The organism is Solemya velum gill symbiont (genome assembly GCF_002020255.1).
Lineage (GTDB): Bacteria > Pseudomonadota > Gammaproteobacteria > Chromatiales > Chromatiaceae.
In genome coordinates this window covers 1-23,882 of record NZ_MPQG01000024.1, presented here as the reverse complement: position 1 = coordinate 23,882, position 23,882 = coordinate 1, and the positions used below count along the sequence as shown (strand labels likewise).

The 23,882-nt window shown below is 50.5% G+C and carries 20 protein-coding genes; 7 read left to right on the top strand and 13 right to left on the bottom strand.

The genetic code is table 11. The annotated features are described in order from the left end of the window. The first annotated feature begins 80 nt into the window (after nucleotides 1-80). The 4 genes from phaR (at nucleotide 81) to acnB (ending at nucleotide 4,772) form a co-directional block, all read left to right on the top strand. A complete protein-coding gene (phaR, locus tag BOW06_RS12215) occupies nucleotides 81-563 on the top strand; it encodes a polyhydroxyalkanoate synthesis repressor PhaR (RefSeq protein WP_043115162.1) in 483 nt (160 codons plus the stop codon). A 187-nt stretch (nucleotides 564-750) separates the two neighbouring features. Then, on the top strand, nucleotides 751-1,128 hold the full coding sequence (locus BOW06_RS12210; RefSeq protein WP_078462860.1) for a phasin family protein: 378 nt from the start codon (nucleotides 751-753) through the stop codon (nucleotides 1,126-1,128). A gap of 158 nt (nucleotides 1,129-1,286) precedes the next feature. Further along, nucleotides 1,287-2,033: an acetoacetyl-CoA reductase gene (phbB, locus tag BOW06_RS12205; RefSeq protein WP_078452887.1), complete on the top strand. Its 747-nt coding sequence runs from the start codon at nucleotides 1,287-1,289 to the stop codon at nucleotides 2,031-2,033. Between the two features lie 141 nt (nucleotides 2,034-2,174). Beyond that, nucleotides 2,175-4,772 carry a bifunctional aconitate hydratase 2/2-methylisocitrate dehydratase gene (gene acnB, locus BOW06_RS12200; RefSeq protein ID WP_043115158.1) on the top strand — a complete coding sequence of 866 codons (2,598 nt, stop codon included), beginning with the start codon at nucleotides 2,175-2,177 and terminating at the stop codon, nucleotides 4,770-4,772. Nucleotides 4,773-4,834: 62 nt separating this feature from the next. Here acnB and BOW06_RS12195 read toward each other — a convergent pair whose 3' ends face one another. From BOW06_RS12195 to sdhC, 9 genes are all read right to left on the bottom strand, one after another. Next, nucleotides 4,835-5,488, bottom strand: coding sequence for a pyridoxamine 5'-phosphate oxidase family protein (locus BOW06_RS12195; RefSeq protein ID WP_043115157.1), 654 nt, complete (start codon nucleotides 5,486-5,488; stop codon nucleotides 4,835-4,837). Nucleotides 5,489-5,656: 168 nt separating this feature from the next. Continuing rightward, complete coding sequence (locus BOW06_RS12190) at nucleotides 5,657-6,082, bottom strand: rhodanese-like domain-containing protein (protein WP_043115156.1); 426 nt, start codon at nucleotides 6,080-6,082, stop codon at nucleotides 5,657-5,659. A gap of 28 nt (nucleotides 6,083-6,110) precedes the next feature. Then, nucleotides 6,111-7,847 (bottom strand): NAD-dependent malic enzyme, encoded by a 1,737-nt coding sequence (locus tag BOW06_RS12185; RefSeq protein WP_078454807.1) that lies wholly within the window; start codon nucleotides 7,845-7,847, stop codon nucleotides 6,111-6,113. A gap of 72 nt (nucleotides 7,848-7,919) precedes the next feature. Then, the gene (locus BOW06_RS12180) at nucleotides 7,920-10,091 is read right to left on the bottom strand and encodes a malate synthase G (RefSeq protein ID WP_078454812.1); all 2,172 of its coding nucleotides are present in this window, start codon (nucleotides 10,089-10,091) and stop codon (nucleotides 7,920-7,922) included. 74 nt (nucleotides 10,092-10,165) lie between these two features. Beyond that, entirely contained in the window at nucleotides 10,166-10,429 is a 264-nt protein-coding gene (locus BOW06_RS12175) for an FAD assembly factor SdhE (RefSeq protein WP_043115151.1), read from the bottom strand. Beyond that, nucleotides 10,429-11,121 carry a succinate dehydrogenase iron-sulfur subunit gene (locus BOW06_RS12170; RefSeq protein WP_043116488.1) on the bottom strand — a complete coding sequence of 231 codons (693 nt, stop codon included), beginning with the start codon at nucleotides 11,119-11,121 and terminating at the stop codon, nucleotides 10,429-10,431. The genes BOW06_RS12175 and BOW06_RS12170 overlap by 1 nt, the downstream gene beginning before the upstream one ends. 21 nt (nucleotides 11,122-11,142) lie before the next feature. Further along, complete coding sequence (sdhA, locus tag BOW06_RS12165) at nucleotides 11,143-12,909, bottom strand: succinate dehydrogenase flavoprotein subunit (protein ID WP_043115150.1); 1,767 nt, start codon at nucleotides 12,907-12,909, stop codon at nucleotides 11,143-11,145. A gap of 17 nt (nucleotides 12,910-12,926) precedes the next feature. Then, nucleotides 12,927-13,268, bottom strand: a complete 342-nt coding sequence (gene sdhD, locus BOW06_RS12160; protein ID WP_143556095.1) for a succinate dehydrogenase, hydrophobic membrane anchor protein — start codon at nucleotides 13,266-13,268, stop codon at nucleotides 12,927-12,929. Further along, nucleotides 13,265-13,645: a succinate dehydrogenase, cytochrome b556 subunit gene (gene sdhC / locus BOW06_RS12155; protein ID WP_043115148.1), complete on the bottom strand. Its 381-nt coding sequence runs from the start codon at nucleotides 13,643-13,645 to the stop codon at nucleotides 13,265-13,267. The genes sdhD and sdhC overlap by 4 nt, the downstream gene beginning before the upstream one ends. A 386-nt stretch (nucleotides 13,646-14,031) precedes the next feature. On the opposite strand from sdhC, the gene phaE reads away from it, so the two are divergent. The 3 genes from phaE to aceK all read left to right on the top strand — a co-directional run bounded on the left by phaE (nucleotide 14,032) and on the right by aceK (nucleotide 18,152). Next, on the top strand, nucleotides 14,032-15,183 hold the full coding sequence (gene phaE / locus BOW06_RS12150) for a class III poly(R)-hydroxyalkanoic acid synthase subunit PhaE (protein ID WP_043115147.1): 1,152 nt from the start codon (nucleotides 14,032-14,034) through the stop codon (nucleotides 15,181-15,183). A 2-nt stretch (nucleotides 15,184-15,185) separates the two neighbouring features. Further along, nucleotides 15,186-16,247 (top strand): class III poly(R)-hydroxyalkanoic acid synthase subunit PhaC, encoded by a 1,062-nt coding sequence (locus tag BOW06_RS12145; RefSeq protein ID WP_370602455.1) that lies wholly within the window; start codon nucleotides 15,186-15,188, stop codon nucleotides 16,245-16,247. A gap of 99 nt (nucleotides 16,248-16,346) precedes the next feature. Then, on the top strand, nucleotides 16,347-18,152 hold the full coding sequence (aceK, locus tag BOW06_RS12140) for a bifunctional isocitrate dehydrogenase kinase/phosphatase (RefSeq protein WP_078454810.1): 1,806 nt from the start codon (nucleotides 16,347-16,349) through the stop codon (nucleotides 18,150-18,152). A 34-nt stretch (nucleotides 18,153-18,186) separates the two neighbouring features. Here the strand turns inward: aceK and zapE are convergent, their stop codons facing one another. The 4 genes from zapE to BOW06_RS12120 form a co-directional block, all read right to left on the bottom strand. Further along, nucleotides 18,187-19,278 carry a cell division protein ZapE gene (gene zapE, locus BOW06_RS12135; protein WP_052131907.1) on the bottom strand — a complete coding sequence of 364 codons (1,092 nt, stop codon included), beginning with the start codon at nucleotides 19,276-19,278 and terminating at the stop codon, nucleotides 18,187-18,189. Nucleotides 19,279-19,295: 17 nt separating this feature from the next. Next, complete coding sequence (gene rraA, locus BOW06_RS12130; RefSeq protein ID WP_043115142.1) at nucleotides 19,296-19,772, bottom strand: ribonuclease E activity regulator RraA; 477 nt, start codon at nucleotides 19,770-19,772, stop codon at nucleotides 19,296-19,298. 203 nt (nucleotides 19,773-19,975) lie between these two features. Further along, nucleotides 19,976-21,280, bottom strand: a complete 1,305-nt coding sequence (aceA, locus tag BOW06_RS12125; protein WP_043115141.1) for an isocitrate lyase — start codon at nucleotides 21,278-21,280, stop codon at nucleotides 19,976-19,978. 329 nt (nucleotides 21,281-21,609) lie between these two features. Continuing rightward, nucleotides 21,610-23,817 (bottom strand): NADP-dependent isocitrate dehydrogenase, encoded by a 2,208-nt coding sequence (locus BOW06_RS12120; RefSeq protein ID WP_078454811.1) that lies wholly within the window; start codon nucleotides 23,815-23,817, stop codon nucleotides 21,610-21,612. Nucleotides 23,818-23,882 lie beyond the last annotated feature (65 nt).

Here is a 23,882-nt window from a genome sequence, read left to right as displayed (position 1 = left end):
AGATAAAGTTTGTGCATAGCGAAAAACCAGTCTCATAATAGGTTAAAATAATACTAACCAATATTGCAGGATGAAATTTCATGACCGAGCAAGAAAACGAACAGGTTCGCATCATCAAGAAGTACCCCAACCGCCGTCTCTACGATACGGAGGAGAGTCGCTACATCACTCTTCCCGAAGTGAGGGAACTGGTCGTCAAGAATACTCCGATGAAAGTTGTCGATACCAACTCCGGTGAAGACATCACGCGAAACATCCTGCTGCAAATCATTATCGAACAAGAATCTGACAACGACCCACTGTTCTCAAACGACAACCTGCAGAACTTCATTCGCTACTACAGCGACACTTCTCATCAGGGCTTTTCGATGTTCATCGATCGCAGCCTGAGCTTTTTCCAGGACCAGCAGGAAGCCATCCAGACCCAGATGAAAGACCTTCTGGCAGGTGGAAGTCCGATGAAATTCTGGTCTGACCTCGGTGAATCGAACGTGGAACTATGGAAAAACATGCAGAATGACTTCTTCAACGCAATGGGCGTCAACACCAAAAAAGAGAAGTAATTCCCTGCAAGAAAACACAACAAATGCCTCGGTTACCAGTTTTCCGGGGCATTTTTCATTCCCCCTGTAAAAAATATTTACGAAAAATACTTGACTTTGTGCACTGCAACATCTATATTTTTGTGCATTGCACATTGTTGCGTTGCAACAAGCATAATTTTTCTTCATAATACATAGGGTGATCAAAATGAATACACAGTGGATTGAACTGACAAACAAAATGACTGAAGACATGTACTCTGCTTTCAAAAAGCTGGCAGAAACCAACGTCGCAACCATGCAGGACCTGGTTGAGAAGCAAGCTGAGATGGTAAGCAGCTGCGTTGAGTCTTCTCAGGAAAATGCTGAGAAGCTCTCTTCAGTCAAAGACGTCAAAGAAGCAATGAGCCTGCAGAGCGAGATCGTTCGTTCATGTGGCGAAAAAATGGTTGGTAACTACAAAGAAGTTACTGCCATGCTGAAAGACGCACAGGAAGGCATCAGCTCTCTCGTTGAAGAGAACGTAAAGACTGCTGAAGCAAATGTTGAAAAAGTAACTGCTGCTGCGAAGCAAAAAGCTGCATAATTACTTTTCAATCGACGGCAGTGCATTTGGCACTGCCGTCGAGTCAACCACTCAATTCAATACTAATGCAATAATGCATTGTTATTGAACTGTATACTCTATGGCCGATTACGGCCTTTTTTTGTTTTTAATTAATGTCCATTTCCGGAGGATAGAAAATGTCTGATACAAAAATTGCACTCGTTACCGGCGGAACCGGTGGCATTGGCACCACTCTCTGCAGAGCTCTGACTGACCAGGGACGCAAGGTTGTTGCCAACTACTTCCCTCCAGAAAAGGAAAAGGCAGAAGCCTGGCAGGCAGAACAGAAAGAAGCTGGCTATGACATCGGTATTGCGGGCGCAGACGTAACTGACTATGACGCTGTTGGCGAAATGATTAAATCAATCGAAGAGGAATTCGGTCCGGTTTCAATTCTTGTTAACTGCGCAGGAATCACTCGCGACAAGACCCTTAAGGGTATGACTCCTGACATGTGGAATGCGGTTATCAACACCAACCTCAACTCTGCATACAATGTCACTCGCCAGGTATTCCTGGGCATGACCGAGCGTGGTTTTGGCCGCATCGTTAACATCTCTTCAATTAACGGCCAGAAGGGTCAGTTTGGCCAGGCCAACTACTCTGCTGCAAAAGCCGGACTGCACGGCTTCACCATGGCTGTTGCACAGGAAGGCGCACGCAAGAATGTTACCGTCAACACGGTTTCACCGGGATATGTCGAGACTGACATGACCGCACTGATTGCACAGGAAGTACTCGATTCAATCATCAAGCAGATTCCAATGGGGCGTATGGCACAGCCGGAAGAAATTGCACTTGCAGTCACCTTCTGCACTGATGATGCAAACTCGTTTATGACCGGCGCAAACCTGCCAGTCAACGGCGGTATGTTTATTCACTAAATAGCCGTGAATGACAGCCTGCCGGTAATCCGGCAGGCTGCATTTTGAAACAGGATGCCTTACAGAGAATGCAGGAAGATTACCCGGGGACTACACCAGTAACAGCCCCCCTTTCCGCATCGATTAGGAGGAAATAATAAAATGTTGGAAAACTACAGATCCCACGTAGAGGAACGAGCCGCAGAAGGCATCGTACCCAAACCACTTGATGCACAGCAGACTGCTGAACTCGTCGAGTTAGTCAAGAATCCCCCGGCAGGTGAAGAAGAGTTCTTGCTCGACCTGCTGACAAACCGTGTACCAGCTGGTGTTGATGACGCCGCATACGTCAAGGCAGGTTTCCTTGCCGCTATCGCCAAGGGCGAAGCCGAATCCCCTCTCATCGACAAGGTCAGCGCCGTTGAATTGCTTGGCTCCATGCTTGGTGGTTACAACATCGCACCAATGATCGATGCGCTTGATGATGATGCACTGGCACCAACAGCTGCAAAAGCTCTGTCTCACACACTGCTGATGTTCGATGCCTTCCATGATGTCAAGGAAAAGGCCGACGCAGGCAATGCGAATGCCAAACAGGTAGTTGAATCATGGGCTAATGCCGAATGGTTCACCAGCCGTCCTCAGCTGGCAGAAAAAATCACCGTCACCGTGTTCAAGGTTCCAGGTGAAACCAACACCGACGACCTGTCACCTGCACCAGATGCCTGGTCTCGTCCTGATATTCCTCTGCATGCCAATGCCATGCTCAAAATGGAACGTGATGGAATCACACCTGATCACCAGGGTGCAGTCGGACCAATCAAGCAGATTGAAGAACTCAAGCAGAAGGGCTTCCCACTCGCATACGTCGGCGATGTCGTAGGAACAGGTTCTTCACGCAAGTCAGCAACCAACTCTGTCCTGTGGCACATGGGAGATGACATTCCTTTTATCCCCAACAAGCGCGCTGGTGGCGTATGCCTTGGTGGCAAGATTGCCCCAATCTTCTTCAACACCATGGAAGATGCAGGTGCACTGCCGATCGAGGTTGATGTCTCAAAGCTCAACATGGGTGATGTCATCGACATCTATCCATATGAAGGCGTCATCAAAAACCATGAGAGTGGTGAAGAACTTGCAAAGTTTGAGCTCAAAACACAGGTCATTCTCGATGAGGTTCAGGCTGGCGGACGTATTCCGCTGATCATCGGCCGTGGTCTCACGGCACGTGCGCGTGAAGCTCTCGGAATGGAAGCATCCGACCTCTTTCTCAAGCCGCAAGATCCCGTCGATACCGGCAAGGGCTATACGCTGGCACAGAAAATGGTTGGCAAGGCGTGTGGTGTCGAAGGTGTTCGCGCAGGTATGTACTGCGAACCAAAGATGACCACAGTCGGCTCGCAGGATACAACCGGTCCAATGACTCGCGATGAACTCAAAGACCTCGCGTGCCTCGGTTTCTCTGCCGATCTGACAATGCAGTCTTTCTGTCACACTGCGGCCTATCCAAAACCGGTTGACGTCACCACGCACCACACCCTGCCTGACTTCATCATGAACCGCGGCGGTGTTTCACTGCGTCCCGGCGATGGTGTTATCCACTCTTGGCTGAACCGCATGCTGCTGCCTGACACTGTTGGCACAGGCGGTGATTCACACACCCGTTTCCCGATTGGTATCTCCTTCCCTGCCGGTTCAGGCCTGGTCGCCTTTGCCGCAGCTACTGGTGTGATGCCTCTCGATATGCCGGAATCTGTACTGGTACGTTTCAAAGGTGAAATGCAACCGGGTATCACGCTGCGTGACCTGGTCAATGCGATTCCTTACGCCGCTATCCAGCGTGGTCTTCTGACCGTTGAGAAAGCCGGCAAGAAAAACGTCTTCTCCGGTCGTGTCCTCGAGATCGAAGGCCTGCCAGACCTGAAAGTTGAACAGGCATTCGAACTCTCTGATGCATCAGCCGAACGTTCTGCTGCTGGCTGTACCATCAAGCTCGACAAGGAACCGATCATTGAGTATCTCAACTCAAACATCACCATGCTGAAGTGGATGATCGCGGAAGGCTATGGTGACAAGCGCACCATTGAGCGTCGTATCGAGGCGATGGAGGCGTGGCTGGCCAACCCTGAGTTGATGGATGCTGATGCTGATGCCGAGTACGCCGAAGTGATCGAAATCGACCTCAACGAAGTCAAGGAGCCGCTGCTCGCATGCCCCAACGACCCTGATGACGTCAAGCCGCTGTCTGAAATTGCCGGACGCAAAATTGACGAGGTTTTCATCGGTTCCTGTATGACCAACATTGGCCACTTCCGTGCAGCCGGCAAACTGCTCGAAAAGGTCAAGGGTGCTGTTCCTACACGTCTGTGGATTACTCCACCGACCAAGATGGACGAACATCAGCTCACCGAGGAAGGCTACTACAGTATTTTCGGATCTGCAGGAGCACGTACGGAAATGCCGGGTTGTTCACTCTGCATGGGTAACCAGGCACGTATCGCCGAGAACTCAACTGCAGTTTCGACCTCAACACGTAACTTCCCGAATCGTCTCGGTACCGGCGCGGATGTTTTCCTTGCCTCAGCCGAACTGGCTGCAGTTGCTGCGATTCTCGGCAAGCTGCCAAGTGTTGAGGAGTACATGGAATACGCTGCGGATATCGACACCATGGCTGATGATATCTATCGCTATCTCAACTTCGATCAAATCGAGAGCTACCAGAAGGCCGCTGCCTCAGTAATTCCCGTGGTAGCAGCTTAAGGACCAGCTTCACACAATCGTGTAAGCTGAAACGGCATGGCCCAAAAGGCTATGCCGTTTTTTTATCTACTCTCCAGAAAATCTAGAACATGTTGCGGGATCTCTATACCATCTCTTAATTTTTCGTCCGGCACAGGCGGCAAGTATGTTGTCTTGACAGGAATCGTTCCGGACCAATAGCCCAGCGCATAATCTTCCTGTTCATCCGCTGGTGGATATTCATCAATTTTCGCTGATGCTGTTTGAATCTCGACTTCAATCACTCGTGTAGCTTTCAGCTCCTTCCGGTTTGGCGCCCTGCAGTAATCCCATCTGCCTGGAACAAAATGGTTCACAATCGCTTTTAAACCTTCCAACTTTTCTTCATCAGTGGTCAGTTCACGAACGCTTCCAAAAACCACTACTGAACGGTAGTTAACGCTGTGCTTGAAAGCCGATCTTGTCAGTTTCATCCCGTCCAGGGTCATGACACTTAGCGAAACCTCACCAGAATCCAGTAATGCAGATGTCATACGGTTTTTTGATGATCCATGCATATACAGCTTGTCACCACTGCGTCCGAAATTGATTGGCTGGACATGTGCCTTACCATCAACATTGAACGCCACGCTACACACTTCACTATCATCCAGGATGGAATAAACGACCTCCTGGTCATAACTCGAATTCTTGCGGCCTCTTTTGACCCTGTTCAACCCACTCTTTTCATATTCCATTTGTCTTGCTCAATCACCTGCATTAGTACAGCCATTATATGCATGAGTCTGCCATGCATGCCTGGATACGAAAGATCCTCTTCTACTGTTGTTCTTTATTCAGTGAGTATTAGCAAATAAAAAACCCCGCAATTGCGGGGCTCTTGGTTGTTTCATATCAAACAGCGATTAACACTGTTCCCACGGCAAGCCATGGAAGCGCCAACCACCTACCGTGCTGCGGTGGTGATCATCGTCCAGTTCACCTTCGAAACCTTCATCAATGTTATAGATATTCTTTAGGCCATTCTCGACCAGCACCTCACCCGCTTCCCGGGATCGCTTGCCGCTGCGGCAGATGAGAATCACTGGTACGCAGCCATCTTCCTTGTCACAGGAGAGCCCTCCCAGCATCAGCTTGCGAACGTCAGTAGTAAAATGCGGATTGATGTCCCAGTCAGGCTCGTCGATCCATGGTACATGCACAGCACCCTTAGGATGACCGACAAACAGGTACTCCATCGAGGAGCGCACGTCGATCAGTACGGTACGCGGATCGTTTTTGATCATTTCCCAAGCAGCCTTGGGTGATATCTCGTGTAATTCAGTATTCATCTCACACACCTCCTCCGGTTAGACGGTATTATTCCGCCTTGGGAACAAAGCGAAGATATTTCGGCTCCCATGCACGTGATGTAGCGTAAGCTTCCAGCTCATCAACAGACATACCTGCGAATTCCGGTCGTTCTGCAGAGCCATCTTCCAATGCCTTCTTCAGAACGCGTGCGGTGACATAGAGACTCACATCACGCAGTGCCGACACGGGAGGGAAAATCAGCCCCTGTTTCAGATAATACTCTTCAGTATAGTCTGCCAGTGCAAAAGCAGACTCAAGAATCATTGCATCACTGATACGGTTACACTTGCCAAGAATCGTGGCAAAGCCGATACCCGGGAATACAAAGGCGTTATTGCCCTGCCCGATTGGATGCTCTTTACCTTCCCACTTTACCGGTGCGAATGGACTACCGGTTGAAACCACGGCTCGGCCGTCAGTCCACTTGTAGAGATCATCAGGTGTCGCTTCGCAACGTGTAGTCGGATTAGACAGAGGGAAGATCATCGGGTGCTCACAATTCTCTGCCATTGCTCGTACCAACTCTTCACCAAAGAGCCCGGTACAGCCAGTTAGGCCAAGTAGTACAGTTGGCTTACCAAAGCGTACAACCTCTTCCAGATCCGGTCTTTCACCTTTGATGTCCCAATCTGCATAGGTATCTTCATACTGACAAGTCTGAAATTTGTATTCTTCGTCAGTATGTCCTTCCACGACAAGGCCATCGATATCCATAACGAACATCTGCCGACGTGCCTGCTCGACGCTAAGACCCGCATCAACGAGGCCTGCCTGGATAGCTCGCGCAACACCGACACCACCGGCACCTGCACCAACCACAACGATCTTCTGGTCTGCGATTGACAGGTTGCGTGATTTGCATGCAGTCAGAAGACCGGCAAGCACAGTTGCGCCCGTACCCTGGATATCATCGTTAAAGCATGGAATGCGATCCTTGTAACGGTCGAGCACCTTGTAGGCGATATCCTTTGCGAAATCCTCCCACTGAATGACTGCCTTCGGCCACCGGGATTCAACCGAATCAACAAACTTTTCGACAAAATCCATGTACTCATCGCCGGTGATACGCTTTTCCGGATAACCCAGGTATTCCGGATCAGCCAACAGGTCATCGCGATCTGTACCAACATCGAGGTGAACCGGCATGGTATGGAAAGGACTGACACCTGCACCAGCAGTGTAGAGAGCCAGCTTGCCGATACTGATGGCAAGACCACCATGGCCCTGGTCACCAATACCGAGAATCGCTGATGAATCCGTGGCAACGATCATGCGCACGTCCTGCCATGGGTAGTTGCTGACAAGCTCATCGGCACGATCGATTGTATTAGGGCAGAAGGTCATACCTCGTGCCGACTTATACAGGCTGCTGTATTCTTGTACTGCCTTACCAACAGTTGGTGTATAGACAATAGGCATCATCTCCTCGAGATGATCAGCAAGTACGCGGTAAAAGACCACCTCGTTACGTTCTTGCGTGGCACGTAACATCTGGTACTTTGAGATATCGTCCGGCTTGGTAATAAAACTCTTGTAGACTCTGTCAGCCTGCTGCTGAAGTGTCAGCACCTTTGGCGGCAGCAAACCCTCAAGTCCTAAAGTCCTGCGTTCCTTAAGTGGAAAAGCAGTACCCTTGTTGGTTGCATTCATGCGCAACAGCGCCATGCCTTTCAATGCGACTTCCAGATAGCCCTCGCCAGTCTCGTCGAGCTTGTAGTCAAAGTAGCGGCTGATATGTGCCATGGTTATCCCTTGTCCGGTTATTAATTATCTGTAGGAGCATCACCCCGGGGGACGGGGCTCCTACATTAGTATTTACCCTTCTGCCTTGAGTTTCAGACGGTATGCATGCAGCAACGGCTCGGTGTAACCACTCGGCTGTTCACGCCCTTTCAATGCAAGGTCGAATGCAGCCTGAAAAGCAGTACCGTCACATGCAGGCGCCATCGCCTTGTAAGTCGGATCATTGCTGTTTTGTCCATCTACGACTGCAGCCATGCGCTTGAAGGTCTCAACCACCTGCGCTTCATCACAGATACCATGATGCAGCCAGTTGGCCATATGCTGGCTTGATATACGACAGGTCGCCCTGTCTTCCATGAGTCCGACATCATTGATATCAGGCACCTTGGAACAACCGATACCTGCATCAATCCAGCGCACAACGTAGCCAAGAATACCCTGGGCGTTGTTATCCAGTTCGTTCTGAATCTCATCTGCTGTCAGCGATGATGGATCAGGGTGCAGCGGAATAGTCAGGATGTCATCGACACTGGCGCGAGGACGTGAAGCAAGCTCAGCCTGGCGTTCGGCAACATTGACCTTGTGATAGTGGGTTGCATGCAGTGTCGCAGCAGTTGGAGACGGAACCCATGCACAGTTTGCACCAGCCATGGGGTGACCGATCTTGGTTTCCATCATCACCGCCATTTGATCTGGAATAGGCCACATGCCCTTACCGATCTGTGCGTGTCCCTGCAATCCGCACATCAGTCCTGTATCGACATTCCAGTCCTCGTAGGCAGTGATCCACGGCTGGGTTTTCATATCTGCCTTACGCATCATCGGACCTGCTTCCATGCTGGTATGCATTTCATCACCAGTACGATCAAGAAATCCGGTATTAATGAAGATCAGACGTTCAGATGCAACACGGATACACTCTTTGAGGTTAACCGTTGTCCGGCGCTCTTCGTCCATGATGCCAACTTTCAGCGTGTTTTTAGCAAGGCCTAACGCCTCTTCAACGCGCCCAAACAGCTCAACGGTCAGGGCAACCTCTTCAGGGCCGTGCATCTTTGGCTTAACGATGTACATGCTGCCGGTACGGCTATTGCTGTAACGGCCAACTCCCTTCAGGTCATGCATTGAAATCAGAGCAGTTACCATCGCATCCATCATGCCTTCCGGCACTTCGTTGCCGTCTTTATCCAGAATCGCCGGATTGGTCATCAGGTGACCAACATTTCGAACCAGCATCAGGCTGCGGCCCGGCAGGGTCAGTTCGCTGCCATTAATAGTCGTGTAAACACGATCAGGATTTAACGTGCGCTTCACTTCCTTGCCCTGCTTATAGAAGACCTCTTCAAGGTCGCCTTTCATCAGGCCAAGCCAGTTGCCATAGACAGTGCATTTATCTTCAGCATCGACCACTGCTACAGAATCCTCGCAATCCTGGATGGTTGTAACAGCAGACTCGATAACAACATCCTTGAAACCGGCAGGGTGTAATTTACCGATTTCATCACTACTATTAACATGAAGTTCTATATACAGACCATTGTTTTTCAACAATATTAAGCTAGGATTACCTTCGTCGCCCTGAAAACCAGAAAGCTGTTCAGCAGATTCCAGTATGGTTAATTCGCCAGAGGTTAGTTCGCCCTGCAAGGTGCCACCGGCGACAGACAGTCTCTTCAGGTCTGCGTACTTTCCATTGGCAAGAGGTGCTGCCTCATCAAGAAACGCCATTGCCATTTCTATGACTTTTTCGGCACGTTTCTGATTAAATTCTTTGCCTCGCTCAAGACCGTCACTGTCTGCAATGGCATCGGTACCATAGAGACCATCGTAGAGACTGCCCCAGCGTGCATTTGCTGCGTTCAGTGCATAACGGGCGTTATTCACCGGCACAACCAATTGAGGACCCGCGATGCTCGCGATCTCGGGGTCAACATTCTCCGTGGTGACATTGAAGTCATCACCCTCTGGCAGAAGGTAACCAATCTCCTGCAGGAATTGCTTGTAGGCAGCAGCATCGTGCGCCTGCCCTTTACGCTCAACATGCCAGGTGTCAATTCTCTCCTGGATGTCGTCACGCTTGGCCAGCAATGCACGGTTCTTTGGTGCGAGATCATTAATAATCCCTTCAAAAGATGACCAGAAAGCATCTGGCTCAATACCTGTGCCCGGAGCTATCTGTTTTGCTACCAGGTCATACAGGGATGTAGCGATCTGCAGACCGCCAACTGTTACTCGTTCCGTCATGATTACACCTAAATGAAATATATTCTCTTTTTCATGCCATGACCCAAGCTCGGGCGAATGGCCGTTCATGCGGGTTACTCGGGTCGCGATGCCGCTTTGATTTTTTCAATCAGTGACGGGAAGGCCGGATCTATCGGTGCTGCTTTTCCCATCAGCCAGTCAAACAGCTCCTGGTCCTGACAACCGAGGAGCCTGACAAAATTTTTCTTGTCCTCGTCGGACAGTTCATCGTAGCCATTATCTACGAATGCGCGAAGCCAGAAATCCAGCTCACGCATGCCCCGCCGGCAAGCCCAGCGGAGTTTTTCTGCATCCTGAACACTATCTTCCGATAGCATCAGATACCCTTCTGCAACATGCGTTTGCGAATGGTGCCGATCGCCTTGGTCGGGTTGAGCTCTTTCGGACACACATCCACACAGTTCATGATGGAGTGACAGCGAAACAGCGAGTAGGCGTTATCGAGCTGGTCGAGACGCCCCTCGGTTGCATCATCACGGCTGTCCTCGATGAAGCGCGCAGACTGCAACAGCGCAGCAGGCCCCATGAACTTGTCCGGATTCCACCAGAATGACGGGCATGAAGTTGAACAACAGGCACACAGAATGCACTCGTAGAGACCATCGAGACGGTCGCGATCTTCTGGACTCTGCAGGCGCTCTTTCTCCGGGTCGGGATCATTGGTGATTAACCATGGCTTCGCTGCCTTGTACTGCTTGAAGAAAGGACCTTGGTCAATGATCAGATCACGTATGATCGGCTGACCGGGAAGTGAGCGAATCTCGACCGGCTCTTTTAGGTTCTTCAAATCGGTAATACAGGCGAGGCCGTTAGTACCGTTGATATTCATGCCGTCGGAACCGCACACACCTTCCTGGCAGGAACGACGAAAACCGAGATCAGGATGTTCTTCCTTGATCGCCAGCAATGCGTCGAGCAGCATCATTCCGGGCTGCACGTCGAGATCGTACTCCTGCATGTAAGGGGCCTTGTCGACTTCCGGGTTGTAACGTTGAATCAGAAATTTCATCATTCAGTCTCCAAGGATCTCTTAGTAGGTACGCTCTTTCGGTGGAAAGCTCTCGACAGTCAGCGGCTTACTGCGCACTGGCTTGTAGTCAAGTCGCTCACCCTCCATGAAGAAGAGTGAGTGCTTCATCCACTTGTCATCATCACGTGTCGGGAAATCGACACGTGAATGCGCACCACGGCTCTCTTCACGCGCCTGCGCTGAAACAATAGTGGCCAGCGACAGCTGCATCAGGTTTTCAAGCTCAAGTGCCTCGATACGTGCCGTATTAAAAATCTTCGAGTGATCCTTGAGACGTGCATTTGGCAGGCGCTTGAGGAGTTCGCGGACCTTTTCAACACCTTCATCAAGCATTGTCTTGTCACGGTAGACGCCACAGTAGGTCTCCATGGTTCTCTGCAGCTCGTTGCGTAAACCCTCGACGGTCTCACTGCCCTCGCTGATGTCATCCCAGCGGGTTAGATTTGTGACTGCCGCATCGATACTCTCCTGCGAAAGTGTCTTATGCGATGGATTCTCTTTGAGAGCCTCAATCATGTTGTTGGCAGCAGCGCGGCCAAACACGAGGATATCGAGCAACGAGTTACCACCAAGGCGGTTGCCGCCATGAACTGATGCACAGGCACACTCACCCGCTGCATAGAGACCCGGAACAGCCTCTTCCGGACCCGTTCCAACAGGTACAACCACCTGGCCGAAACGGTCAGTCGGTACACCACCCATGACATAGTGGGCAGTCGGATAGATCGGGATCGGCGCATCAACCGGATCGATACCCAGGAAGGCAATAGATGTGGCACGGATACCAGGCAAACGTTTTTGCAGAACCTCTTCACCAAGATGGTCAAGGTGGAGATAGACGAAGTCCTTGTTTGGACCGCAACCGCGACCCTCTTTAACTTCAGTATGAATTGCACGGCTGACAACATCGCGGCTGGCCAGGTCTTTCGCATTTGGAGCATAACGCTCCATGAACCGCTCACCATCTGCGTTGGTCAGGTAACCACCTTCACCACGCGCACCCTCTGTAATCAGTATGCCCTTGCCGGCAATACCGGTCGGGTGGAACTGGAAGAACTCCATGTCTTCTACCGGAACACCGGCACGCATCGCCATTGCCATACCGTCACCAGTATTGATCAGGGCGTTGGTGTTGTTACGGTACATCTGTCCACAACCACCGGTTGCGAGCAGGGTTGTCTTGGCCTGGATGATCATTGGCTCGCCGGTCTCAATACAGAGAACCAGTGCGCCCTGAATCGAGCCATCCTCTGCTTTCAGCAGGTCAATGGCGAAGTACTCATCGAAAAAGTGTGTTTGTGCACGCAGGTTCTGCTGATAAAGAGTGTGCACAATGACGTGACCGGTTCGGTCAGCAGCTGCACAGGTACGCGCAGCCTGTTCACCGCCATAATTCTGGCTCTGCCCACCGAAACGGCGCTGGTATATCTTGCCGTTGTCGAGGCGTGAAAAAGGAACCCCTGTATGCTCGAGCTCGTAAACAACCTGTGGTGCAATTTTGCACATGTACTCGATCGCATCCTGATCACCGAGGTAATCACTACCCTTTACGGTATCGAACATGTGCCAGTGCCAGTTATCCGGCAGCACGTTGGCAAGCGCAGCATTAATACCACCCTGTGCGGCAACAGTATGTGAACGGGTTGGAAATACCTTTGAAACAACCGCGACCTTGGCATCTGCACGGGCAAGCTGAAGCGCTGCACGCATACCACCGCCACCGGCACCAATAATCAAGGCATCAAATTGACTGACTGGAATAGACATAGTGACAGACTCGCTTGTTAGTTAATGGCGTTGAAAAGAACACGGGCAACCCAGAGTCCGCTAGTGATGAGCATCACAGCAAACAGGGAAAGCACCACGAGGCGTGCACCGAACGGGTGAACATAGTCAAGAATGACATCGCGAATACCGATCCATGCATGAATCAGCAGTGCTGTAAAAAACAGCAGCGTCATGGTACTGACAAGCGGCGATGACCAAACTGTGGCCCAGGACTTATAAGTTGTGGGTGTGCCGTTGAAGAGCATAGTAATCACGGCAATCAGGACATAGAAGGTAATGTAGGCAGCACTCAGACGCTGTACATACCAGGCGCGAAGACCAGATAATTTACGGCTCACCAGATCACCCCCAAAACAATCAGTGTGACAACAATTGAGACGCCAAAAACAATCCAGCTGGACGCACGTGCCTGCTGTTTTTCAACACCGATGTCCATATCAAGAAGCAGGTAACGAATGCCTGCAAACAGATGGTGAAAAAGCCCCCACACGATCACTGCCAAGCCAAGTTTGATCAGCAGCATGTCGAGTACACCTGCAGCTGCGGCAAAACCTGCGGCATCACGCAGAGAAAGATCGAGCAGGTAAATCAGGAAAGGAATCGCCAGCACCATGAGCACACCGGAGATACGGTGTAGGATGGACAGCACGCCTGGCAGCGGTAGCCGAATCTTCATGAGATTCAGAAAACGTGGTCGTTCTGCAATCTGTGTCATCTTTACTTCTCTTGTTCAAGGAAAAGAAATTCGAAACGACAATTGCCTCTATTTTTTCACTATGAGCATGTCTGCTCTGGAGCCAGGCAATCATCCCATGCACCTGTCAGCAGGCGAACCGGCCAATGGTGCACTAATAATATTTTTATGGATGGCATAACCATCACTAATCAAACTCTAGCAGGTTATTTTGTGCATCGCAACAATGCGTTTCAAAAAAATGGCAATCCCGTACGATCGTCATATTTATTAGAATCAAGTAACCAAACCAGCTCCAATCCCCTCACTTTTTGTCAATATTTACTGAGTTTAGATTCAATTGTTGCGGCGCACAATTTTTTCATGTTAATCTTGCTCTACGATAACCACTGCTATAGGTAAGAAGCATGAGCGATAACGCGCCCTGGGCCGACTTCTGGGTCAATGCCCAACAACAGTTTTGGGACTCCTGGTCCGATGCCACTTTAAAGAATGGCATGCCAACCGATGGCCCTAACCCCGCAGAATTCTTTCAGAACAGCCTCGACCAGTGGTGGAAGAGCATGCAGCCGGAAACAACTGGTGAACTTGCCGATGTCTACGACAAGATGCTCTCTACCGGCAGAACCTATTTCGAAATGGCTGAGGAGTTTCTTCAGAATACGGCTGGTGCAGAAGAGAATCAGCTGGACTCGATTAACCAGTGGCTTGAGTCAATGAAGTGCGGCTTCATGAATATCTCTGAAGGCAAGCCTGCAACAGATTGTGAAATGCCCGAGTTCATTGATTACTGGACATCACCAGTTGATACCTGGAAACAGATGGCTGACTCTATCTCGCCAATGCATGAAGGCATGCAGGAAGGGATATTCGATGCCCACAAAAAATCTGCAACCACACCTATGCCTGAACAGCTGATGCAACTCTTCGCACTGCCCGCAGTTGGCTTCTATCGCGAATCACAGGAAGAACTGCAGCTGTTGACGCGCCTGGTCGTCGATTACCAGCAGGCTTTGCGTGCCTTTAAGGCGGCCGATGCCATCACAACGGCAAAATCACTTGGTGCTATCCAGGATCGACTCAAGGAGATGCACGAATCGGGTGAGGGTTCGATTGAATCCCTGCGCGGTGTTTACGACTTGTGGGTAGAAGTTTTTGAAGAGACTTATGCCGAATTCGCCATGAGTGACGAGTACCAGGTGCTGTATGGCAAGCTCGTTAACAGCCTGATGGCTGTTCAGAAACAGGGCAACAAGCTCATTGATGACCAACTCGTGAAAATGAATCTGCCTTCACGTTCGGAACTGGACGGTCTCGAAAAGCGCGTCTACCAGATGCGTCGTGACAATTTCAAACTGCGTTCAACAATCGATGAACTGACAGAGCGTCTTGAAAAACTTGAGGGTGCTGGTAAAGCTCCGGCACCTAAAGCAACAACCAAGGCAGCACCTGTTGCTAAAAAAGCGGCTGTAAAAAAGAAGGCAACCGTGAAGAAAAAGGCAACAGTCAAGAAGAAGGCCGCTGTTAAGAAGAAAGCTGCAGCCAAGCGAGGAGCATAATCATGATGAATTTTAGACCAGATCAGATCGCCGAAGAGCTCTATGATTTCAATCGCAAGCTCGGCAGTGGCCTGCAGAGCATGTCCGAGGTTGGCGAAATCTCAACAGGCGTGACACCTTACGATGTCGTCTATGAAGAGGACAACCTGCGCCTGGTTCGCTATAAAGCTGATGAAGGCACCAAGCAAAACAAGGTTCCAATGCTGATTGTCTACGCACTGGTTAACCGTCCCTACATGGCAGACATCCAGGAAAACCGCTCAACCGTCAAAGGCCTGCTCGATTCTGGTCAGGACGTCTACCTGATCGACTGGGGCTTTCCTGATCGTTGCGACCGTTTCCTGACACTGGATGATTACATCAACGGTTACATCAATCGCTGTGTCGATGTCATCCGCAAAGAGAGCGGCCAGGACGCAATCAACCTGCTGGGTATCTGCCAGGGTGGTGCATTCTCGCTGTGCTACAGTGCCATGCATCCGCACAAGGTCAAGAACCTTGTCACTATGGTTACACCCGTCGATTTCAAGACAGAAGACAACATGCTCAGCAAGTGGGTACAGGACGTCGATATCGACCTGTGCGTTGACACACTCGGAAATATCCCCGGTGATATGCTGAACCTCACCTTCCTGCAGCAGAAACCTTATCAGCTGACCGGTCAGAAATATCTCTCCCTGGTTGATATCCTCGACAATCCATCTGCACTCAAAAACTTCCTGCGAATGGAGAAGTGGATTTTCGACAGCCCTGACCAGGCCGGTGAAGCCTACCGCCAGTTCGTCAAGGATTTCTTCCAGCACAACAAACTGGTCGAAGGTGGTTTGAAAATCGGCGACCACGAGGTCGACCTGAAAAACACCACCATGCCGATTCTGAACGTCTATGCTGACCAGGATCACCTGGTACCGCCGGATGCCTCCAAGGCACTGGCCAAGCTGACAGGATCGAAAGATTACACCGAGTTCAATTTCGCCGGTGGCCATATCGGCATCTACGTCAGCGGTAAGGCGCAGAAGACCGTTCCGCCAACGATTGGTGAGTGGCTCGACAAGCGCAGTTAAACACTGCATCTAGTAGTAATGGAACAGGGGTGCAGTTATTGCACCCCTGTTTTTTTATCAGGGTAGAATAAAAACAATCATCAAGACAACAGGTAACCCATGAGCGAAACAGGAATCGATCAATCGCTGGGCCTTGCCATAGCAAAGACCGTTCTGGAGGGCTTTAACCGCCACTTTACTGCATTTCACCATGTTACTGCCGGCGCCAAGGCACGTTTCGAAGCAGCAGACTGGGAGGGCGAGCGTGACGCTGCCCAGCAACGCGTTGCCTTCTACGACGCGCGTGTAGACGATGCCATCCACGAACTGAAGTCCACCTATGATGAGGCGCACCTGGATCCCGAGTCATGGAGAATCGCCAAGAAGCACTATATCTTGCTACTGCAAGATAGTTACCAGCCGGAACTTGCCGAGACTTTTTTCAATTCTGTCTTCTGTCGCCAGTTCCACCCACGCTATTTCAATGCTGAACACATCTTTGTGCGCAGCTCGGTCTCTACCGAGTACCTTGAATCGAATTTACCTTCATTCCATGTTTACTATCCGAAGACAAGAGGACTACGCTCAACAATAAGACGAATCATCGAGGCGTGTGAATTCACCCTGCCGTTCGAAAACATGCATCGTGATGTCAATCACATCATTCACGGCATCATTCAATATATTCACACGATACTCAAACCCGAAAGAACACATCTCAACTTTCAGCTTCAAGTGATCAACTCGGTATTCTTCAGAAACAAGGCCGGGTACATCGTCGGTCGAGCAATAAATGGTCCGGATATCATTCCCTTCGCCCTGCCCATCCTTAATAATGGTAATGGTGGCTTGTATGTCGACACGGTACTACTGGGACCAAGAGAAGTATCGCGCCTGTTTGAATTTTCCTATGTTTATTTTCAGGTCGCTCACCCGGTTCCATCTGCAATCGTCAACTTCCTGCGTCGCCTGATGCCCGGACGTAGTCGCGCAGACCTCTACTCTGCCATCGGCTACCACAAACAGGGCAAGACAGAGTTCTACCGCGGCTTCTTGCATCATCTACGCTATTCGGATGACCTGATTGATCTTGCACCCGGCATCAAGGGCATGGTGATGGCAGTGTTCACCCTGCCCTCTTATCCCTATGTCTTTAAAATTATTCGTGACCGCTTTGCACCACCGAAGAACGTCGATCGAAAGACAGTCGAGGCCAAGTATCTACTGGTCAAGCAACATGACCGTGTCGGACGCATGGCAGATACCCTAGAGTACTCCTATGTCTCCTTTCCAAAACACCGTTTTACCCAGAAATGCCTCGAGGAGTTGATGGGCAGTTGTGAAAGCAGCATCAAGATCGAGGGAGACAAGATCCAATTTGCACATGTCTATATTGAGCGCCGCATGGTACCGCTCAATATAGAGATGGAGAATGTCAGCGACGAACGCCTGGATCAATTGATGCTCGGCTACGGTGAAGCAGTCAAGGAGATGGCAGCTGCGAATATCTTTGCAGGTGACCTGTTATTCAAGAACTTTGGTGTTACTCGTCTCGGCCGTATCGTCTTCTACGACTACGATGAAATTGTCTACCTAACAGAGTGTAACTTCAGGCGCATACCCCCACCGCGTTTCCCCGAAGATGAGATGGCGACAGAACCATGGTACTCGGTTGGACCCAACGATATATTTCCTGAAGAGTTCGAGACCTTTCTGTTAACCAATAAACGCGTCAAACGTGCCTTCATGAAACATCACGCCGACCTGCTTGACCCTGATTGGTGGATAGCACGCCAGGAAGATATCAGTAACGGAATACTGCATGATGTCTTTCCATATCCTCAGGATTATCGTTTCGGGCATAGACATGCAGCACCAGCATTTCTTGCCAGTGGTCAATACGATGATGATATCGTTGAAGACTAAGCTGCCTGGTCGCCTAGTAAGACAGACTCGTCACCTAGGGAAGAGGTGACTTGAAAGTTCTGCTCATCTCGTGCAGACGACTCAATGTGCGATTGAGATCATCAACTCCACTGGCGTTGTTCAGCATCACTTCATAGTTGCGCTCACTGGAAAGCACCAGTCCCTTGTCCTTGTCGTAGAGGACATCGATCAGCCACAGGAACCGCTTAACTGTGTTGGGATTTTCCAGTGATCTGGCAGTCATACCCGAGAGCATAAGCACCTCAAACTGCTCGGCAAGATCGAGGTAATCGACATAGGAGCGCTGTGCCTTGCAGAGCATATCAAAATCGGTCCACACAGCCTTCCTGCCCACTGCATGGCACTCGATCCAGCGATTGGCCACCTCGATATGACAGACCTCGATTGTTGTCTGCGGTTCCATCGCCTTGAAAAGACGTTCAAAGGCACGTTCGGTTCTCGCATCAAGAGGATCAAAAAAACAGCTATGGTCAATCTCGTGCTGGGTTCTGTAGTCCTGCTTGCCATCGAGATGGACGATATCGAAATGCTTGTTGATCAGTGCAATAGTTGGTTTAAAGCGTTCATGCGATACCGGGTCAGGCATTAATCCGTCTGGCTGGTAGTTGGAGGTGGCAACTATGCGTATGCCATGGCTCAGAAGTGCTTCAAGCACCTTTCCAATGAAGACGGAGTCTGCAATATCATGCACGTGGAACTCGTCAAAACAGAGAAGATCGATCCCTTCGCAGAACTCTTTGGTTGCGATTTTGAAACGTTCCTTACTGCCTGACAGCAGTGCCATGCGCTGGTGCATGTCACGCAGGAACTCGTGGAAGTGGACACGCCGCTTGGATGTGTCAACCAGTTCGTAGTATCCGTCCATGAGTACCGTCTTGCCCCTGCCAGGTTCCCCCCACAGGTAGACACCACGTTTATCATCCTTGCTGAATAGTGACTTGATCCAGCCACCTTTCTTTCCACCCGTTACCAGTAACGAGAGAGTCGACAGCGCAGCTTCCTGCGCATTATCGAGATAGATACCGCGGTCAGCCAACGACAACCTGAAGCTCTCTTCGAAGCTCAGGCCTTCTGATGCGACTGCATTTTCCGCAGTAATCGCCATAAGAGTTCCGGCAATTCCTAGAAAAGTGGTATGGACGAAATGATGGTTCCATCCTCGTCTGCATAGAGATATTCACCAGGTGTGTAAGTCACTCGTCCGAAGTGAACGGGAACATTCAACTGGCCGGTATCATGCTTGACACTTTTCAGCGGGTGGGTACCCAGGGCCTTGACACCAAGCTGCATGCGATGAATGTCAACACTGTCACGTATACAGCCATTGATGATAATTCCCTGCCATCCGTTCTCGACAGCCTTGGCAGCAAGAATATCACCGAGCAGTGCGCAACGGGTCGAGCCACCGCCATCAACAACCAGTACCATCCCATGACCATCGGCATTCAGGATTTCACGTACAAGTGAGTTATCTTCATGAAGCTTAACGGTAACTATTTTTCCATGGAACTTTGAAAGGCCACCGTAATTTAAAAAGCCCGGGCGGGCAATCTGGAGGTTGTCACTGTGGTCATCACAGAGATCTGCAGTCTTGAACATCTCGCACCTTTAATCTGTGGTTATCAGAAGAAACCGGTGCACACCGATATATGGAATGACCGGTCTTGTTATTGTAGTCAGCATAGTACCGACGCAGTTGAAAGACAATCACTATCATTCGTATAGCCTTTCACTGACAAAGGGAGTTACGGGACAGCTGCCCGCAACTCCCTCATGACCATCTGAGGTCAGTACAATCTAAATTAGAACTGGTCTTCTTCAGTTGAACCGGTCAGAGCTGTTACAGATGACTGGCCACCCTGGATTACAGTAGTGACGTCATCGAAGTAACCTGCACCAACTTCCTGCTGGTGAGCAACGAATGAGTAACCCTTCTCGGCTGCAGCAAACTCAGGCTCCTGTACTTTTTCAACATAGTGCTTCATGCCTTCGCCGCGTGCATAGTCGTACGCGAGGTCGAACATGTTGTACCACATGTTGTGAATACCGGCGAGAGTGATGAACTGGTACTTGTAACCCAGGTCGCTCAGCTCTTCCTGGAAAGATGCAATCTGGCTGTCGCTGAGATTCTTCTTCCAGTTGAAAGAAGGTGAACAGTTATATGCCAGCAGTTGCTCAGGGTTCTGGGCTTTCAGTGCTTCGGCGAATTCACGCGCAAAACCGATATCCGGAGTACCTGTCTCGCACCAGACGAGATCTGCATATGGTGCGTAAGCAAGACCACGTGAGATTGCCTGCTCAAGGCCATTTTTGACGCGGAAGAAACCTTCTGCGGTGCGCTCACCGGTGCAGAATGGCTTGTCGTTCTCATCAACGTCAGAAGTCAGCAGGTTTGCAGCTTCAGCGTCGGTACGTGCCAGCAGCAGGGTTGGAACACCCATTACATCTGAAGCAAGACGTGCAGAGATCAGCTTCTGGACAGCTTCCTGGGTTGGTACCAGAACCTTTCCGCCCATGTGACCACACTTCTTGGCAGCAGCAAGCTGGTCTTCGAAGTGAACACCGGATGCACCATTGGCGATCATGTTCTTCATCAGCTCGTAGGCGTTCAGAACACCACCGAAACCGGCCTCGGCATCAGCAACGATTGGCAGGAAGTAATCGATAAAACCTTCGTCTTCAGGGTTAACGTCACGTGACCACTGGATCTCGTCGGCACGCTTGAAAGTCGAGTTGATACGACGAACGATGGTTGGAACCGAATCGTAAGCGTAGAGAGACTGGTCCGGGTACATGGTTTCAGATGTGTTCGCATCTGCAGCAACCTGCCAGCCTGAGAGGTAGATGGCTTCGATACCGGCTTTTGCCTGCTGCATTGCCTGGCCACCAGTGAGTGCGCCCATGCAGTTCACATAGCCTTTCTTGGCATCGCCATTGACGAGGTCCCACAGTTTCTCAGCACCACGACGTGCGAGTGTGTACTCAGGTTGCAGTGAACCACGCAGACGAACAACGTCTTCAGCGGTGTAACCACGCTTTACATTTTTCCAACGCGGATTTTCCGCCCAATCTTTCTCCAGCGCTGCGGCCTGTTCCTGTCTGTTCATAGCAGTCTCCAAAATTTAGTTAGTTGAATCAGTCAATGGTGTCATCTGCACCTGGGTGCAAAATGATCGGCGATGGATCTGAAGGTTAACTGTCCAACGCAATCGCAGGATTTTGTTTTATCGCTCTGCGTAACCTGGCACCGGGTCGAGTGTTTTTGTCACTCGTGCAGTGCCATGTGACCGCTTTAACAGGTTGATTGACATGTCAAGTGCGGCAATACCAAGCATGTAAATTCAGGTATCGGGTAAGATTAGCATGCAATTTTGTGCATCGCAATAATATTATTGCGATGCACCAACCGCTTTATTTCTGCAACTTACGGCACTCTTTAGGCTCGAGCGGCCTGCAATGCATCGTTGAACAGCTCGCTCGGACGCATAACTGAGCGGGTCTTTTGGGAATCAGCCATGAAATAGCCACCAATATCGACTTCAACGCCCTGGGTCGATCCCATCTGGGTGATGATCTGCTCTTCATTCTGTGAAAGGCTTTTTGCCAGGGGTTCGAACTGGGCTCTCAATTCGACATCCTCATCCTGCGATGCTAGCGCCTCGGCCCAGTAAAGCGCCAGGTAGAAATGACTACCCCTGGTATCCAGTTCACCGGTACGCCGATGCGGTGCCTTGTCATTCTCAAGCAGCCTGCCGGTTGCTTCATCAAGTGTCTGCGCAAGAATATTCGCCTTGGTGTTGCCGGTTTTCTTATAAATATCCTCGAGCGAGACCGTCAGCGCCAAGTATTCGCCGAGCGAGTCCCAGCTGAGATGGTTCTCTTCGAGCAACTGGCGTACAAGTACAGGAGCCGTGCCGCCGGCACCGGTCTCAAACAGACTGCCTCCTGACATCAGAGGAACAATTGAAAGCATTTTGGCACTGGTTCCCAGTTCCATGATAGGAAACAGGTCAGTGAGGTAGTCACGCAGGATATTTCCGGTCACTGAGATGGTGTCCTTGCCGCGAATAATGCGCTCAAGTGAGTAACGCATTGCACGCAGCGGCGACATCAGGTGAATATCGGCACCACTTAAATCATGATCCTCAAGATAGCGCTCAACCTTTTTTATCAGCTCGGCATCGTGCGGCCGGTACTCATCCAGCCAGAAGACAGCAGGCGTTTCAGATTCACGTGCACGCTTGACTGCAAGCTTGACCCAATCACGTACCGGTGCATCCTTGGTCTGGCACATGCGCCAGATATCCCCTTGCTCGACTTCCTGTTCGATCAGGACAGTGCCATCATGGTCGACAATTCGTGCAACGCCCGCTTCTTCCAGTTCGAAAGTTTTATCATGCGAACCGTACTCTTCAGCCTTTTGAGCCATCAGGCCGACGTTCGGCACAGTACCCATCGTGGCTGGATCAAAGGCACCGTTGGTTTTACAGAAGTTGATCATCTCCTGGTAGATGCGCGCATAGGTACTTTCCGGCATCACCGCCTTGGTATCCTTGAGCTTGCCGTCCGGCCCCCACATCTTGCCGCCGTTGCGGATCATGGCAGGCATCGATGCATCGACAATCACGTCATTGGGCGCATGCAGGTTCGATATTCCCCTGGCCGAGTCAACCATCGCAAGTTCGGGACGATGCTGGTAGCAAGCGTGAATATCGTTCAGAATCTCTTCACGGAATGAGTTGGGCAGGGTTTCGATTTTTTCGTAAACACTGCTGATACCGTTATTCGGATTAACACCAAGCTTGTCGAACAGATCGCCGTACTTTTCAAACAGCTCCTTGTAGAAAACCCTGACGGCATGGCCGAAGACAATCGGGTGAGAGACCTTCATCATGGTCGCCTTGACGTGAAGCGAGAACATCACGCCGGTTTCCTGTGCATCCTCAAGCTGCTCCTCGAAAAAGTCACACAGCGCTTTTTTGCTCATGAACATACTGTCGATAATCTCACCCTCGAGCAGCGACACTTTTTCCTTCAGTACAACGGTATTTCCGGAACTGGTCACCAGTTCCATGCGAACGTCACGTGCCTTCTCCATGGTCATGCATTTTTCGCTGTGATAAAAATCACCGTCACGCATATGGGAAACATGGGTTCTCGATGCGGGGCTCCACTTCGTCATCTCGTGTGGATGATTGCGTGCATAGCGTTTCACTGCCAGGGGTGCTCGTCGATCCGAATTACCTTCTCTCAGTACCGGATTAACGGCACTGCCGAGAACCTTCGAGTAGCGCTCCTGGATTGCACGTTGCTTTTCGCTATTCGGCTCTTCAGGATAATCAGGAACTGCCAAGCCCCTTGCTTGCAGCTCCTTGATGGCCGTGTGCAGCTGGGGTACCGAGGCGCTGATATTCGGCAGCTTGATAATATTTGCATCCGGACTTCCGGTCAGCTCACCAAGCACTGCAAGATTGTCCGGCACCCTCTGCTCTTCTGTCAGGAATTCCGGAAATTCGGCAAGAATACGCGCCGAAACAGAGATATCATTTTTTACAATCTCGATATCCGCACCTGATGTGAATGTTCTGATGATAGGTAGCAGAGAGCAAGTTGACCTGCCCCCAGCAAGTGGTCCGGTTTGAATGTTAGTTCATCGCCGGTTTCAGCTCCAGTGGAATGATGGATTCAGGAGCTGGAGGGCGATAGCCC